Origin of the sequence: Streptomyces sp. NBC_00273 (assembly GCF_036178145.1) — a bacterium.
Lineage (GTDB): Bacteria > Actinomycetota > Actinomycetes > Streptomycetales > Streptomycetaceae > Streptomyces.
Map to the genome: position 1 here is coordinate 10,182,141 of NZ_CP108067.1, position 15,827 is coordinate 10,197,967.

Here is a 15,827-nt window from a genome sequence, read left to right on the forward strand (position 1 = left end):
CGAGAGCGCGACCGCGCACCGGCTGCCCGCACACGTATATTCAGGTAGCCCAGCTCTCGAAGTCCAACAGCACTATCTCGATATTTAGAGAGAGTGCGCTGCGTGGTGTCCAACCATCTTTCTGTGCACCTACCGTTAGGTGGATGAGGTATTTTGCGAAAGGTTTACAAACCCATTGTCTTGGACTTGCTTGATCTGAACCCTGCCTGCTTAGGATGGGCGCGATCCGTCTGATTGACTGATGCACGTACTTCATATGCCAACGGGGGGCGTAGGGATGACCGCGCGGGACATCAAAGTCTTACTCGTCGATCATCAAGCATTGTTTCGCGAGTCACTCGGCGTGACGTTGAACGGTGAATTTGATATGCAGGTCGTCGGCTGCGTCGGTTTCGGTGCCGAGGCCGTGAGCATCGCGGAGAGCGTGGAGCCACACGTAATAATCCTGGACGCGGACCGTCCAGAAGAAGTGATGGAAGCATTTGCGCTACTCCGGGACGCCTCCAGCGATTCTCGCTTCCTGGTGCTCAGCTCGCAGGACCACCCGGCGCTTCTCCAAGAATTACTACAGTGCGGCATAAGCGGCTTTCTAGCAAAGGCGGTTACCGTTCTTGAGCTTGTCTCTGCTATTCGAGCCGTCATTGCGCGTGATGGCTGCGTGGTTCTTTCCGTAGCCCGTTCCAGCATTACCCGACTCGGTCGGACCGAAGGTGGCGGCGAGCTTTCTGAACGCGAGGAGGATGTCATCAAGCGCATCTCGGACGGTCTCACCAACAGTCAGATAGCCAGTCGTCTATCCATTTCTGAAGGGACCGTGAAACGGCACGTACACAGCATTTTCGGCAAGCTGGGTGCGGTCTCCCGGATCGACGCAGTCAATAAGTACAGCCGGTTGCACTTGTCGGCGACCAGATCCTGACGGGGCCGAACCCCTGGTCAGGCGCCCAGACGGGACACTGCGGCGCCGAAGAACTCCAGCTCTGCGCCGGCACGGGGCGGCAGCAGGGGAACGACGTCACTGCGTCGCGCCCGCACCTGCGGATGCCGACGTGCCAGCATCGACAGCCCCTGGCTAGGCCCAGTCTCCACGAGCGTGAAGTCCCCGTGCCGCAGAAGGTGGTCCAGCGCAGGCCAGAACAGCACCGGCGCGGCCAGCTGCTGCGCCCAGAAAGCGGGATCGGTAGCCTCGGGGCCCCGCACCGGCAGGCCCGTCCTCGTCGACCACAGCCGGATCGAGGGGCGCTGCAGCGGCGTCTCGCGCAGTGCCACCTCGAAGGCATCGGCGGCCCCCGCGACCGCCGGGCAATGGAAGGCTTGCAGGGCGGGCACTCTGCGCCACATGACCCCGGCTTCCCTCAACACCTGTTCGACTGCCGACAGATCGGCCTCCAGACCACTCAGCACGGTCTGTGCCGGTGCGTTGACCGCCCCGACGGCCACCGCACCCGGGCGCCCGTCCGGCCCGGCAGGCAGCAGAGGGGCCAGCTCCTCCGGCCCTGCCGCCACCGCCAGCATGCCGCCGGGCGCGGTGGTGGCCATCGCGGACGACCTCGCCGACATGATCCTCGCGGCGTCGGCGAGGCCGAACACACCGGCCAGCGCCGCCGCCGCGAGCTCTCCGACGCTGTGCCCGAGCACGGCGCAGGGCACGATGCCCCGGTCCAGCAGAGTGCGGCCCACGGCGTACCCGATGGCGAACACAAGCGGCTGGGCGCGCGAGGCGTCGTCCAACGCAACTCGCGGCTCCTCGCTCAGCCAGTCCTCGCGCAGCTCCTTGCCCTCATGCTCCATCAACATGAAGAACTCGTCCATGACGGCCGTGAACACCGGCTCGTGTCCGTACAACCCCCGCGCCATGCTGGGGTGCTGGGAGCCCTGGCCGGGCAGCAGCAGCGCGACGGGCCGAGGCGGGGCCACTGCTGCCGAGGGGGCGGTGGAACGCGCGGACGTACCGGCTGATGACACGAGATCCTCCTGGGGAGTTCCCGATGCCGGCACGGAACGTCGCACCGACATCGGGAACGGGGCTGGCGACTGCGGTGCTGCCGAGGCGGCTACGCGGCCGCGTCCGTCTTCCGCTCGGTGACGAGGGCGTACGGGCCCGGCTCGGCTTGCGCCAGCTTCTTGATCTCCGCAACCGGGCCGCGAAAGCCCTCTCCGCCGACCGCAGCCCTGTGCGCGGCGGCATCCGCCCACTCGGCGGTCTCCACATAGATGTTGGGGGCCCCGACAGACCGGTAGAGGCGGTACGAGCGGAACCCGGGCTGCTCGGCCATGTAGTCGGTGATTTTGTCGAGCAGACGCTCGAACTCCTCCGTGTCGCCGGTGACGGTGAAGCGGTTGACGAAGTGATGCATGGGGACCTGCTCCTTGGGTTGGGACGGTTCATGGGGGGCTGAGGCGCCCGCGAGTCGGGCGCGGAGTTCCTGGCGCAGCACCTTGCCGGTGGGCGAGCGGGGAATGCGGTCGACGAACTCGATGTGCTCGACGTGCTCGTAATAGGGGAGTTGGGCATTGACTTCGGCCGCCACGTCGGCCGCCACGTCGGCTGCCACGTCGGCCGCATCGACGAGAGCGGCGCCGAAATCCCGCACCACGAATCCGTACGCCACGGCGCCGCTGAACTCGTGGGGACGGTCGACAACGGCGCAGTCGGCGACCGCGGGGTGCCGCAACAGGACCCGCTCGATCTCCGTCGGTGACACCAGCCAGTTGTCGCGCTTGAAGACGTCCTTGATCCGGTCGACGACGTAGAGGTAACCGTCGTTGTCCATCAGCCCGATGTCGCCCGTGGAGAACCACCCCTCGGCATCGGTGTCCTCTGAAAGGCTCCGTCCCAGGTACCCCATCATCAACTGGGGTCCGCGGACCTGAATCTCACCCTTCTCGCCGACCGGGCACACGGTGCGAGAACCGACCTCCACGATCCGGCACTGGGTACCGGCCACCGGCTGGCCTGACGAACGGGGCCGCGGGGCGTCCAGGCTGTTGAAGTGAGTGGAGGGCGAGGTCTCTTGCAGCCCGTACCCCTGGACCACCGGGACGCCGAAGTGCGCGCTGAGCGCGGCGGCCGCTGCGGGCGGCAGCGTCGAGCCGCCGGAGAGCACGGCCCGCAGGGCGGACCCCTTCAGCTCCTTCAACCGGGGGTGCACGGCCAGCCGAGCCAGCCGCACCGGCAAGCTGTAAAAGTGCGTGGCCCGGTAGCGTTCAGCCACGTCCATTGCCTCAGCCGGGTCGGGCTCCTCGCACAGGACGAGGGTGCCCGCCACCACGACCGTAATGGTCAGGTGCATCAGGTGGAACGTCGGCAAATAGTCGAAGACCACCGACGACTCGCTCACCCTGTGCACCTGTGCGGACTGCGCGGCGTTGACCACGAGATTGCGATGGCTGAGCAGCACCGCTTTGGGCGCCCCCGTGGTTCCACTGGTGAACTGGATGCATGCCACCTCCTCGGGGCCCGTGCCCGGCTGCGAGGTCGCGTCCCATTCCGGGAGCCCGGGCCGTGTGCCCAGCCGCTCGGCCAGGTCGTCGAGGGTCGGCACGTCGGCGGGAGAGTCGGGGGCGCGGTGGGTCAGGACGATGTGCTCCAGCGCGGGCAGTTGGTCGCGAACAGCACTGAGCCGCTCGTACAGCGCGGGCGGAATCACCGCGCACTTCGCCCCGCTGATGCGAAGGACATGCGCCAGCCCATCCTGCTTGAGCAGCGGGTTGACCAGAGCGGGGGTGTTCCCGGACAGAGAGATGCCGAAGAAGACCGGCGGGAAGTGCCGGTCGAGCGCTGTGGTCAGCGCCACCACCGCCCCCGGGCCGTCCAGGAGCACGCGCAGGGCGGCGGCATAGCTGACGGCGAGACCTGCCAGCTCTGCGTAGCTGATGTCCCCTTCGGGGACGCGTACGGCGGTGCGGTCGGGGGCGGAGCGCGCGGCGCGCCGCAGCAGGTCACCGACCTGCACCGGGCCGAGTAGCTCCGCCAGGGTGTCCAGCGAAGCACCGGTCGCGATGCCGTCCGACACGGAATCCGACGGGGAGGGTGTCATGGCCTGGGGCCTTTCTCGAAGCCAGGTCCGCCTGTGAACCTCGGCGAAGGCTGTGCCGTCGCGGACGTGGAAGGCGCGGTCACGGTCGGGGAAGGTCGTCGCGATACACCTGGCGCCTACGCACCAGCAGCCGGTCACCTTCACGCACCAGCAGGTCTTCGCAGGAACAGCTGAGTTCCAGCGCGGTCCGGCCACCTTGCGCGGTGGCGAGCACCTGGGCGTAGGAGAGTGCCGTGACCGATCCGTCGACGTTCGGCGTCACCTGCAGCATGCCGAGCCAGTGCCGGCGCTGGACTCCCTGCTCCGCCAGCCGCTGGACGGCCTCCGCCGCCCCCTGCTCGATGGCCGCACGGCCCGTCTGCGGGAGCGGGTGGGCGTTGGCGGCGAACACGCCGTTCTCGGTGAAGGTTTCAGCCCACTCGGTGACCCTCCCCTCATCGAGGTGGCGCATCTGTCGGGCGTAGAAGTGCAGGACTTCCTGGTACAGCACACTCCCTTGAGCGCTGTCCACGAGCGGTTCCGACAACTGCATGACGGTTTCCCTCCGGTCACGGTGACGTGGTGTTCCGCAGAGGCTGACACCAGGGCTTCGAGAACCGTTGGAGACCTCTTCACTGACCCGTCCACACCGCCCAGAAGCCTCGAACCATCCTCGGCCCGATCTCGAACCCGCTCCAGGAAGCTCCAGCCATTCCACGGAGGAGGACGAGATGACAGGTGCAGGATTTTCCGACCCAGCGGAGCGGGCCCGGTCCACGAAGGTCGCCCTCGTGACCGGGGGGACCAGCGGAATCGGCCTCGCGGTGGTGACCAGCCTGGCCCGCAGCGGAGTCCGGGTGTTCCTGTGCGCACGCAGCGCCGAGAACGTCTCGGCCACCGTCAAGGAGCTCCGCGAACAGGGCCTGGAGGTCGACGGCCAGGCGGCGGACGTACGGTCCGCGGAGTCGGTCGAGTCCCTCGTGCGGGCTGCCGTCGAACGCTACGGGCCCATCACGGTGCTCGTGAACAACGCGGGCCGCAGCGGCGGTGGCCGCACCTCGCAGATCAGCGACGAACTCTGGTACGACGTGATCGACACCAACCTGAACAGCGTCTTCCTCGTCACCCGCGAGGTACTCGCCAACGGCGGCCTGGAGAACTGCGGCGACGGACGCATCATCAGCATCGCATCCACCGGCGGCAAGCAGGGAGTTCCCTTCGGAGCCCCCTACTCGGCGGCCAAGGGCGGAGTCATCAGCTTCACCAAGGCTCTCGCCAAAGAGCTGGCCGGCGTCGGCATCACCGTCAACGCGGTCTGCCCCGGGTACGTGGAGACACCGATGGCAGTCCGCGTCCGGGAGTCCTACGCGCGCACTCGCGACATCTCCACAGAAGAAGTCCTCACCGAATTCCACGCCAAGATTCCGCTGGGCCGCTACTCCACACCCGAAGAGGTGGCCGGCCTCGTGGACTACCTCGTCACGGACACCGCCGCCTCCATCACCGCGCAGGCACTCAACGTCTGCGGCGGACTCGGCATCTTCTGACCCCAGACCCCGGCCCAGGCCGGCGCGAGAAAGGCTGAGCAATGCTGCGTACCGGAACCCACCGCACCACCCACTCGATCGACATCGCCGCGCCCGCCGAGACCGTCTACGCAATCATCGCGGACGCCCCCGCTTGGCCGGTCCGCTTCGCCCCCACGCTCCACGTTGAACGCGTCGAAGGAGCGGGGGAGTCCCAGACAGGACAGACCGCTCACGAGGCACGGGAACGGCTGCGTATCTGGGCCACCGCCAACGGCGAGGTCAAGACGTGGACTTCGCAGAGGGAGCTCGACCCGCACAACGCCCGAATCCGTTTCCAACAGGAGGTCTCCTCGCCCCCGGTCTCTTCGATGGGCGGCGAGTGGATCGTGACGCCCGGGGACGTTGCGGGCACCGTACGGCTCACCCTGCGACATGAGTTCAGTGCCGTCGACGACGATCCGGCCGGAATCGAGTGGATCACCAAGGCCACCGACCGCAACAGTGGCACCGAACTTGCGAACATCAAGACGCTCGCTGAAGGGATCGGCGCCGCCGACGGACTCGTCTTCGACTTCGAAGACTCCACCCTGGTGGCGGACGCCGACCCGGAGACGGTCTACCGCTTCTTGCACGAGGCCGCAGCCTGGCCGGACCGGCTGCCGCACGTCTCCCGCATGCGGTTGACCGAGGACGTGGAGAACATCCAGTGGATGGTGATGGACACCGTCACCAAGGACGGCTCGGCCCACACCACAGAATCGGTCCGCATCTGCTTCCCCGATTCCCGACGCATCGTCTACAAGCAACTGGTCACGCCCCCGCTGATGACCACCCACATCGGTGAGTGGACGGTGGTGCCGACGGACAAGGGTGCGCGGGCGACCTCCTGGCACCGGGTCCAGCTGAACGAAGACGCCATCGTTGGCGTACTCGGGGCCGACGCCACCGTGCACGAAGCGAAGGAGTTCATCCGCAGGGCGGTCGGCGGGAACAGCGCGGCGACCCTCGCCCTCGCCAAGACCTTCGCGGAACAGCACCATGGCTGACGATTCGACCGACGCGCCGACGACGACGGGCACCGAGGTGCTCGTCGTGGGCGCCGGGCCGGTCGGCCTGACCACGGCCCACGAACTGGCCCGCCGCGGAGTAGCGGTCCGTGTGATCGACGGCGCCCCGGGCCCCGCCACCACCAGCCGCGCGCTCGCCGTGCACGCGCGCACGCTGGAGATCATCGACCAGATGAACGTACTGGACCTCTTGCTGCCGCAGGGCCGCAAGGTCGAGCACTTCACCCTGCACCTACGCGGGCGCACCCTCATCAGGTTCGACACCGACTACTCCGACATGCCCACCCGCTACCCCTTCAGCCTCATGGTCGACCAAGTAGTGACCGAAAAGGTGCTACGGGATCGGCTGGCCACCCTCGGCGTTACGGTGGAATGGGGCGTACGGCTCGACTCCTTCACCCCGCACGAGAACCAAGTGGACGTCCGCCTCGCCACCCCAGACGGCCCCGCTGCCCTCTCGGTCCCATGGTTGGTCGGCGCCGACGGCGCCCACAGCACGGTGCGCAAGAACCTCGGTCTGCACCTGACCGGGGACACGACCGAGACCTGGCTGAACGCCGACGTGGAACTGGACATCGACCTGCCGGGTGACAGCAACCACCTCCTCCATACCGGCAGCGGCACCCTCCTGCTCGTACCGTTTCCCGAGTCCGGCAAGTGGAGGGTGGTCGACACCCAGGACACAGGCGACGCAGACGACCCCGAAGCCGTCAGAGCCCGCCTGGAAGCCAAGGTCGCCAGAGCCCTCGGCCGCCCCGCCACAGTGTCCGCGCCCACCTGGATCTCGGTCTTCACCGTCCAACAGCGCATGATCGACAAGATGCGGGTAGGCCGCTGCTTTGTCGCCGGAGACGCTGCACACATACACAGTCCCGCCTCGGGACAGGGCATGAACACCGGCATCCAGGACGCGTACAACCTGGCCTGGAAACTCGCCGACGTGGTACGCGGCCACGCCACCGAAGCACTCCTGGACAGCTACAGCGCCGAGCGCGTGCCCGTCGGCGCGCGCCTGCTCCGCTCGACCAGAACAGCCACCGCACTCGTCGCGCTGCGCAACGCGGTGGGGCCCGTGCTCCTGCCGGTCGCCCTCCGGCTCGTCAACAGCATCGCACCGCTCAAGCACCGGATTGAACGGAAAATGATCCGCAGCTTCTGCGGCCTCACCGTGGAATACGCCAGCAGCCCCCTGAGCCTTCGAGCCGCAGCCCCCTCCGGCACGGAACCCGCACGGCGGGGACCGCAGCCGGGGCAGCGGGTGAGCGCCGCAGCACCCTCGAAGGACGCCAGCGAAGACGAGGGCCTGCGCGGGTTGCACGAGGAACTGCGCGATCCCCGCTGGACCCTCCTCGTCGCCGCAGACCCCTGCCCCGCGCAGACCACAGAACTCCTCGACCACGTCGACCGCCGATACGGCACCGCCGTCTCCGTCCGTACCGTCCGCGACCTCGTGGACGACCGCGGCGGCCCGAACCAACTGCCGGACCCGCACGGCACGCTACGTCGAGAACTGGGCATCGAGGCGGGCGGCTTCGCCCTGATCAGGCCCGACGGCCACCTCGCCGGCAAGGGGCCGCTGAGCGGACGGCACGGACTGCTCCACACCCTCGGCGGGCTCGGCATGGAGCCCACCGACGAAGCACCAGCCATGGTCCCGGACCAGGAACAGACCTCCGTCCCGCGCCAGTGACCGGACCTGCCACGGCAGACCACACCCACGGGTTCCTCGACATCTGACCCGGGACGCCCTCATGAGACGACTTGGACGAACGGATCAAGCGATGACCCATCCCGCACCCACCGTTACCAAGAACAGCCTGCTGGAGACACTCCAGGCATTCAAGCGGACGAGCCTGCTCAAGGCAGCCGTCGAACTGGGCCTCTTCGACGCCCTCGCCGACGGACCGAGGAACGCCCACCAAGTGGCCGAGGCCATCGACGGCGATGCCCGGGCGGTACGCATCCTGCTCGGTGCCATCACCGCCATCGGACTGCTTGATACCGACGGCGCCCGGTACTCCCTGCCACCAGGCGCCGCTGACCTGCTGGTGAGCAGCAGCCCCCAGTACGCCGGACACGCCGTCAAAGTGAACACCAGCGAGTGGGAGTGGGAAGCGATGCGCGATCTGGCCGGTGTGGTCCGCAAGGGCGGCACCGGACTCGTCCCCGACGCCACAGAAGAAGGTTTCTCCTACTGGACCGATTTCGCGGCAGAAGGCACCTTCGTGACCCGTGCGGCCACTGCGGCCCTGCTCGAAGACATCGACGAATGGGCCGGAGGACGCCCCGATCTGCGGGTGCTCGACATCGGCTGCGGACACGCCCTGTTCGGTCTCGAAGTCACCCGGCAGCACCCGCAGGCCGAGCTTCACGGCCTGGATCGAGCCGAGGTGCTCGTCCAAGCAAAGGCCCACGCGGAGCGCATGGGACTGACCGCACGTACCACCTTCCTCCCCGGCGACGCCTTCACCACCCCCCTGGACGGACCGTACGACCTGATCGTGGTCGCGAACGTCCTCCCCATGTTCTCCGAGGAGCAAGGCACACGCCTGCTGCGCCGGCTGGCAGGAGCCCTGAAGCCTGGGGGACGTCTGGTGACCGTCGGCTTCACCGTGGAAGACAAGCACCCGGTGGAGGAGCACGCGGCACATGTGCTGTCTCTGCTCATGCTGGTCGCCACACCCGCAGGACAGGCGCACTCCCGTGCCGCCTCACGTCGGATGCTCACCGCGAGCGGATACCGAGAGATCTCGATCCGCCGTGTCGACCCGCTGCCCGTGCACGTCGTCACCGCCGAGCTCGATCGGCGCTGACGCAAGTGACAACCCCCATGAACGAAACGAAAGGATCCTCGTGATGGAGTACTCGCGGGTCGGCGACAGTGGCCTCCTGGTGAGCCGGATCGTCTACGGAAACGCCGTTACCCACGGAGACCAGGTCGACGAGTCGGTCGCCCAGGAATGCATACGGGCCGCGCTGGACAGCGGCATCAACACCTTCGACACCGCCGATGCCTACGCCGGGGGCCGGGCGGAAGAGATCCTTGGCCGCACACTCGCGGGCGAGCGCCGCGACAGCCTCGTCATCTGCACCAAGGTGGGACGGTGGGCCAGGCCGGACGATCCGAACACCGGGCGTCTGTCCCGCAAGCACATCAGCGAGTCGATCGACGGTTCCCTGCGCCGCCTCGGTCTCGACCACGTAGACCTCTACCAGGCACACCGCCACGACGCGGAGACCCCGCTGGAGGAGACCTTGACGGCCTTCGCCGACGTCGTGCGCGCAGGCAAGGCGCTCTACATCGGTGTCTCCGAATGGCCCGCAGACAGGATCCGCGAGGCAGCCCGGCTCGCCCGCGAACTCGGTGTCCCACTGATCGCCAACCAGCCTCAGTACTCGATCCTGTGGCGCGTCATCGAGTCCGAGGTGCTGCCGGCCAGCCAGGAGTCCGGCGTCGGCCAGATCGTGTGGATGCCCCTGGCAGGTGGTGCGCTCACCGGCAAGTACCGGGCAGGCCAGGCACTTCCTACCGGCAGCAGGGCCGAGGCCACGGCAGGAGGCGCCAAGTCCATCGGCCGGTGGGACTACCTCAACGAGAAGGTACTTGCGGCAGTCGCCGACTTGGAGCCGGTCGCGGCCGACGCCGGGCTGACCCTGCCGCAACTGGCCATCGCCTGGGTGCTGGGCAGGCCGGGAGTGAACGCAACGGTCATGGGCGCCTCCCGTGCCGCGCAGCTCCTCGAAAACGTCAAGGCGGTCGAGGTGACTCTCGACGACGACCTCCTCCAGCGCATCGACGCCGCCGTCACCCCCGTCGTACGCAGCGATCCCTCGCTCACGCTTGACCCACTCGGCTCGGCCGCACGCCTGTGAAGGGGAGCACCGCGCGACATTCCCGCCAGACACAAGAGCCGTCCGAACGAGAGGAATGAGGAAACCCGATGACGGAACTGCTCCATGAGATCGTTGTGCCGGCCCCCGCCCGAAAGCTGTTCGACCTGATCGCCGACGTGGTCGAAGCCCCCCAGTACTTTCCCACCCACCTGTACGCAGAGATCGCCAGCATCGAAAGTGCGCACCGCGACCTGGTCGGCCGATGGGTGGTCGACAACGGCACGGTCCGGGGCTGGCGACTGTGGCGCACCCGCGACACCGAGGCGCTGGCCATCAGCTTCGAACACGAGGCCCCCAAGCCGCCGCTGACCCGCATGCGCGGCAACTGGACCTTCGAGGCACTCGCCGACGGCGGGACCCACGTCCGCGTCCGCCACACCTTCGAGCTCGCCACCACAACCCCGGCCGAAGCAGCCGAGCAGGTATGCGCGAAACTGGACGACAATGTGCCGGCGCAACTGGACAACCTTGCCGCACTGGCTTGCCACATCGACGTGCTGCGCGCGAACACCTTCACCAGCGAGCGGGCCGTACGCGTGGACGCGCCCGCCGCCTCCCTTGCCGAGAATGCGGCCAGCTCCCTCGGCGACCCTGCGCAATGGGCGCTGCTTGAACTCGCCGACGGGCTGCTGGTGTTCAAGCAGCACGCGGGACTGGAGCCACACCTCCACACCTCCACTGGTGAATACCGGCGCACAGAGGAGGCGGACGGCACCACCGTCAGGCTCCGAAGGACGGTGACGCTCTCCGGGAGGCCTTCGCCCCAGGAAGCAGCCCGGGCACGTGAGCAGCTCGAAGCCGACGTCCGCGACCAGATCGCCCGGTTTGCGCGGTCCGGCCCGTATGCGCCGGTCCGCTGAGGCAATCCGATGACAGCGCGGGCCGGACCCCCATCGGTGCGCGTCCACCAACGCTCGGCCCCGGAACCGTCCTGGTTCCGGGGCCGAGCCATGATGCTGCAGACGCCTCACACGCCCTTCGTGGCGACGAGCACGGTGTCGTTGCCGCTGCTGAGCCGGGTGGCGGACCGGAAGGTAAAACCGGCCTTCTCCACCCAGGAAAGCCCCTCGGCCACGGTGTACTCCGCACCGCCCGGGGTGATCAGCGCAACGTTCAGGCTGCCGATGAGACTGCGCAGGTCCGGCGCGTCCTCATCGAGCATCTGATCGTAGATCACCACGGCCCCGCCCGCCGGCAGCGCGGCGTACGCCCGGTCCAGGAGTTCCTGACGCTGCACGGCCGACCAGTCGTGCAGTACATGGCCGAAGACCAGGACATCGGTTTCCGGCATCGCGTCCGTGAAGAAGTCACCCGCGTGGAAGAGCACCTTCTCGACAAGGCCCAGTTCCTCCATGTACTCCTCGAAAAACGGTTGGACTGCCGGGAGCTCGAACACCCCACCGGTGAGGTGGGGATGGTGCTTGACCAGCTGCGAGGCGACATTGCCGCGCGCGCCGCCGATATCGACGAACGAGGAGTACTGCGACCAGTCGACGGCAGCCGCCAACTGGGGGCCCACCAGGGCGTTGTTGGCATCCATGTGGATCAGGAAGTTACGGGTGGCCTCCGGGTTGCGGTACAGCGTGGCGAACGCGTCAGCCCCTACATCGGCTTTGGGCTCACCGTCGCGCAGCGCCTCGGTGAGCCGGCCCCAGGTCTGGTAGTGGCGCTGAGCCGCCGTCTTGATGCGAGCACCCAGGTAGACCGGACCGCCGGGCACCAGGAACTGTTCGGCCGCCACAGCGTTGCGAAAGACCGCACCGTCCCGCTCCAGCAGTCCGAGCGCGGTCACCGCGCTGAGGAAATCCCTGGCCAGGCGCGGGTGCAGGCCAAGACGCGCGCAGATCTCGTCCAGCCCCAACGGCCCTTGGCCGAGCAACTCGAAGAGGCCCACCTCGACCGCGCTGTGCAGGATACGGGCCTCGGCGTACGACGCGCTCAGCCGGGAAATCGCCAAGGCGTCGAGAGGACGGGCGGTGGTGTCACTGATGGTCATGGAGCTTCCTCACATCCCTTCGGGAATTCGGATGACAGCCCCGATGGTCGCGAAACCGGTTCAAGGGTTCGTCGAGATACCGGAGAGGGCACGGACGAAACCCGACGCCGGTACGAGCCGCCTTCTCACCACCCTGACTGCGTCACCCGTTGACGACCGCCGACCGCCGTACCCCATCGCCTGCTGTCCCACCAGGCAGTCCTCACCCCACGCTAGGAGGGACCATCATGCCCGGCCGTCTACTCACCTCGGAATCCGTGACCGAGAGCCACCCCGACAAAATCGCTGACCAGACCAGTGACACGATCCTCGATGCGCTGCTGCGCCTGGCTTCGACGGCGCCTCCTGCAGCGTATCGGTGTCCATCGGTGCGCAGCCGCGGCCGATCGAGCCGGCCCACCGTCTCTCGCACCGCCCAACCGAGGTACGCAAGGACGGAACGGTTCCCTACCTGCGACCCGCCGGCCAGACCCAGCTCACCGTCGAGTACCTGGGAAGTCCGCCCTGTCCGCCTCGACACCGTCGTGTTTTCCTCGCAGCACGCGGGCGACAACGACCTTGAGGGGCTGCTCGCCCCGGACATCCGCGAACACCTCGTCGAGCGTCTACTGGCACAGCTCGCCGACGACGGCATCACGCTGGAGACGGACGACCACCGCCTGCTGGTCAACCCGACCGGCCGCTTCGAGAGCGGCGGTCCCATGGGCGCCGCAAGCCTGACCGACCGCAAGAACATCATCGACACGTACGGCGGTACGGCCCGTCACGGCGATGACGCCTTCTCGGGCAAGGACCCGTCAAAGGTGGACCGTTCGGCCGCGTACGCGATGCGCGAGGTCGCCTAGAACGTGGTGGCCGCGGGTCTCGCCGCGCGCTGCGAGGTCCAGGTCGCGTACGCGATCAGCAAGGCCGAGCCAGTGGCTATCGAAGCCGTCACGATCGCCGACCCCTGGACCCGTCGACGGCGTACTCCGAGGAGTACGCCCACATCCTCACCCTCCTCAACCGCACCCTGGGCGAGAACCCCCAGAAGTGGCCCCAGCTTGCCTCGGAGAAAGGCTGCCGCCACTTCCTGATCGACGGCCAACCACCGCTCGCGCATCGCTGCCGACGACGAACCACCCGCCTCACGTCTACGCAAAGGCATTACCAACGTCGTGGCCGCCTGCAACAACATCCTCAGGTTTCGCCAGGCTTCCAGTCGGTTGTCCCCATCGGCATTCCGGGTGCGCAGGGGTGGGTCGGGTTGGAGTCGGCCCTGATCGCTTTCGGGGCAGCAGAGGGCCCATCAGCGCCCTTTGGGGGAATGAGAGCGCTGATGGGCCAGTTCATGGAGCGGGCAGGTCAGCCGAGCAGGGACAGCCCGCCGTCGACGGTGATGACCTGACCATGGATCCAGCCGGCGTCGGCGTGGCAGAGCAGGGACACGACGTTCGCGATGTCCTCGGGCGTGGTGAGCCGACCGGCAGGCGTACGGGCGGCCAGCGCCGCTGCCACCTCAGACGGGCCCGCGGTGGCGGCCCCCTTGTCGAGCTTCGAGCTGGACACGGCGTTCACGGTGATGCCGGAGCGGGCGAAATCGACGGCAAGGTAGCGGACCAGGCTCTCCAGGGCGGCCTTGGCCATTCCCTGGGTCGCGTAGCGGTTGACCACCTGCCGCGCACCGCTGCTGGAGACCGCGACGATCCTGCCCGCCCGGCCGGACATCAGCTCGACGAGGGCCGGTGCGGCGGCGAGCAGGGGTGCGAGGGCCACGGTGAGGCCGTCGCGTGCATCGCGCAGCGTGGCTTCCAGAGTCAGCGACGGCCGCCAGGCGGCGGCAGAGTGGACGAGGACGTCCAGCCCGCCCCATCGTTCCCGCGCCACGTCCAGTACCGAGCTGATGCTGCCCGGGACGGCCAGATCCGCCTTCACCGTGCATGCGGTGCCCGGCAGCCCGGACAGCAAGTCGACAGCGTGCTTGGCGGCCGTGTCGTCGTGGCCGTACACCAGCAGTACGTCGGCGCCGTTCGCACACAACTTGCGCGCAACGGCCAACCCGACCCCACGGGTTCCGCCCGTGATGACTGCGCTGCTGCTCATGGCGGGCCCTCCTTTCGTATGTGCGGCGACTGCGTTGGCGCGTACGCCGCTTGGGACGCGCACAACTCCTATGACACGCACGACGGATAGGCCTTGTACGACGTGCTCCAGGTGAGGCTCGCGCACCTTCGTCGACAAGAGAACGAGAAGTAATCGCGTGGCCGGCTCCACCACCTCCCGTCCCCGCTGGACGTATCGCAGCCCGGACTTCTAACCGCCTTCGACCCGGTTGTCGCAGGCTTAACGCGCATCGGGCCGCGAAGGTGTGGTCTGGGCAGCGGCGCTGGAGGGAGTGGGCATGCGAGGGGTGACGGGCGCGGACCTGCGAGGAGTGCGCGAGACCCGGCTGGAGGAGGTCGCCGACGGCGTGTACGCCTTCGTGCAGCCGGACGGCGGGTGGTGCCTGAGCAACGCGGGGGTGGTACCCGGCAGGCAGTTCACCCTCGTGGTGGACACCGCGGCAACCATCAAGCGGACGAACCTGCTGCGCAAGGAGGTCGACCGGCTCGGGAACAACTCCCGACAGGTCGTGGTGAACACACATCAGCACGGCGACCACACGTTCGGGAACTGTGTCTTCGCCCCGCAGGCCCTGTTCATCGCACACGAGACCGCACGCGGCGACATCGTGAAGTCCGGTCTGGGACTGCAGCAGCTGTGGCCCGACGTGCACTGGGGAGAGGTCCACCTCACGCCGCCGCAGATCACCTTCACCGACCGGATGACGCTGCATCTGGACCCGGGCACGGTCGAACTGCTCCACCCCGGCCCCGCGCACACCACCGGAGACACCGTCGTCTGGGTGCCGGAACAGAAGGTCCTGTTCACAGGCGACATCGTGATGAACGGCGTCACGCCCTTCTGCCTCATGGGTTCCGTCGAGGGAACACTGCGTGTCATCCAGCAGTTGCGGGCGCTGGATCCCGCGGTCGTCGTCCCCGGCCACGGCGCGGTCTGCGGCCCCGAAGTGTTCGACACCTGTACGCGCTATCTGCGCTGGGTCCAAAGGCTCGCCGAGGACGGCATCTCGGCCGAGCTGTCGCCCCTCGAGGTGGCGCGGGACACGGACCTGGGGGAGTGGTCAGAGCTGATCGACGCGGAGCGGCTGGTGCCCAACCTCGTACGGGCGTACGCAGAGAACCGGGGCGGTGTGCTGGGTGAACAGATCGACGAGATGGGCGCGTTCGGGCACATGCTGGAGTTCCACGGTGGTCTCCCCATCTGCCACGCCTGACCGGGG

General features: G+C 67.8%; 13 protein-coding genes and 1 pseudogene. 9 read left to right on the forward strand and 5 right to left on the reverse strand.

The genetic code is table 11. The annotated features are described in order from the left end of the window. Positions 1 to 277: 277 nt before the first annotated feature. Positions 278 to 919, forward strand: coding sequence for a response regulator transcription factor (locus OG386_RS46195; protein WP_328786215.1), 642 nt, complete (start codon positions 278 to 280; stop codon positions 917 to 919). 17 nt (positions 920 to 936) lie between these two features. Here the strand turns inward: OG386_RS46195 and OG386_RS46200 are convergent, their stop codons facing one another. The 3 genes from OG386_RS46200 to OG386_RS46210 form a co-directional block, all read right to left on the reverse strand. Continuing rightward, a complete protein-coding gene (locus tag OG386_RS46200; protein WP_328786214.1) occupies positions 937 to 1,965 on the reverse strand; it encodes an acyltransferase domain-containing protein in 1,029 nt (342 codons plus the stop codon). Between the two features lie 89 nt (positions 1,966 to 2,054). After that, entirely contained in the window at positions 2,055 to 4,040 is a 1,986-nt protein-coding gene (locus OG386_RS46205; protein ID WP_328786213.1) for an AMP-binding protein, read from the reverse strand. A gap of 79 nt (positions 4,041 to 4,119) precedes the next feature. Continuing rightward, a complete protein-coding gene (locus OG386_RS46210) occupies positions 4,120 to 4,572 on the reverse strand; it encodes a nuclear transport factor 2 family protein (RefSeq protein WP_328786212.1) in 453 nt (150 codons plus the stop codon). 178 nt (positions 4,573 to 4,750) lie between these two features. Between OG386_RS46210 and OG386_RS46215 the strand changes: the two genes are divergently transcribed. The 6 genes from OG386_RS46215 (at position 4,751) to OG386_RS46240 (ending at position 11,369) form a co-directional block, all read left to right on the forward strand. Continuing rightward, positions 4,751 to 5,566: an SDR family NAD(P)-dependent oxidoreductase gene (locus OG386_RS46215; protein WP_328786211.1), complete on the forward strand. Its 816-nt coding sequence runs from the start codon at positions 4,751 to 4,753 to the stop codon at positions 5,564 to 5,566. A gap of 41 nt (positions 5,567 to 5,607) precedes the next feature. Then, positions 5,608 to 6,594 (forward strand): aromatase/cyclase, encoded by a 987-nt coding sequence (locus tag OG386_RS46220; protein ID WP_328786210.1) that lies wholly within the window; start codon positions 5,608 to 5,610, stop codon positions 6,592 to 6,594. Continuing rightward, positions 6,587 to 8,305, forward strand: coding sequence for an FAD-dependent oxidoreductase (locus OG386_RS46225; RefSeq protein WP_328786209.1), 1,719 nt, complete (start codon positions 6,587 to 6,589; stop codon positions 8,303 to 8,305). The genes OG386_RS46220 and OG386_RS46225 overlap by 8 nt, the downstream gene beginning before the upstream one ends. 91 nt (positions 8,306 to 8,396) lie before the next feature. Then, positions 8,397 to 9,428 carry a class I SAM-dependent methyltransferase gene (locus OG386_RS46230; RefSeq protein WP_328786208.1) on the forward strand — a complete coding sequence of 344 codons (1,032 nt, stop codon included), beginning with the start codon at positions 8,397 to 8,399 and terminating at the stop codon, positions 9,426 to 9,428. Between the two features lie 43 nt (positions 9,429 to 9,471). Next, the gene (locus OG386_RS46235) at positions 9,472 to 10,488 is read left to right on the forward strand and encodes an aldo/keto reductase family protein (protein ID WP_328786207.1); all 1,017 of its coding nucleotides are present in this window, start codon (positions 9,472 to 9,474) and stop codon (positions 10,486 to 10,488) included. Positions 10,489 to 10,556: 68 nt separating this feature from the next. Then, positions 10,557 to 11,369 (forward strand): SRPBCC family protein, encoded by an 813-nt coding sequence (locus OG386_RS46240; protein WP_328786206.1) that lies wholly within the window; start codon positions 10,557 to 10,559, stop codon positions 11,367 to 11,369. Between the two features lie 107 nt (positions 11,370 to 11,476). Here OG386_RS46240 and OG386_RS46245 read toward each other — a convergent pair whose 3' ends face one another. After that, complete coding sequence (locus OG386_RS46245) at positions 11,477 to 12,505, reverse strand: methyltransferase (protein WP_328786205.1); 1,029 nt, start codon at positions 12,503 to 12,505, stop codon at positions 11,477 to 11,479. A 227-nt stretch (positions 12,506 to 12,732) separates the two neighbouring features. Between OG386_RS46245 and OG386_RS46250 the strand changes: the two are divergent. Next, a pseudogene (locus OG386_RS46250) lies at positions 12,733 to 13,443 on the forward strand (methionine adenosyltransferase domain-containing protein); the annotation flags it as partial. A gap of 406 nt (positions 13,444 to 13,849) precedes the next feature. On the opposite strand, the gene OG386_RS46255 reads toward OG386_RS46250, so the two are convergent. Beyond that, on the reverse strand, positions 13,850 to 14,587 hold the full coding sequence (locus tag OG386_RS46255; RefSeq protein WP_328786204.1) for an SDR family oxidoreductase: 738 nt from the start codon (positions 14,585 to 14,587) through the stop codon (positions 13,850 to 13,852). Positions 14,588 to 14,885: 298 nt separating this feature from the next. On the opposite strand from OG386_RS46255, the gene OG386_RS46260 reads away from it, so the two are divergent. Then, positions 14,886 to 15,821 carry an MBL fold metallo-hydrolase gene (locus tag OG386_RS46260; RefSeq protein WP_328786203.1) on the forward strand — a complete coding sequence of 312 codons (936 nt, stop codon included), beginning with the start codon at positions 14,886 to 14,888 and terminating at the stop codon, positions 15,819 to 15,821. The last annotated feature ends 6 nt before the right edge of the window (positions 15,822 to 15,827 follow it).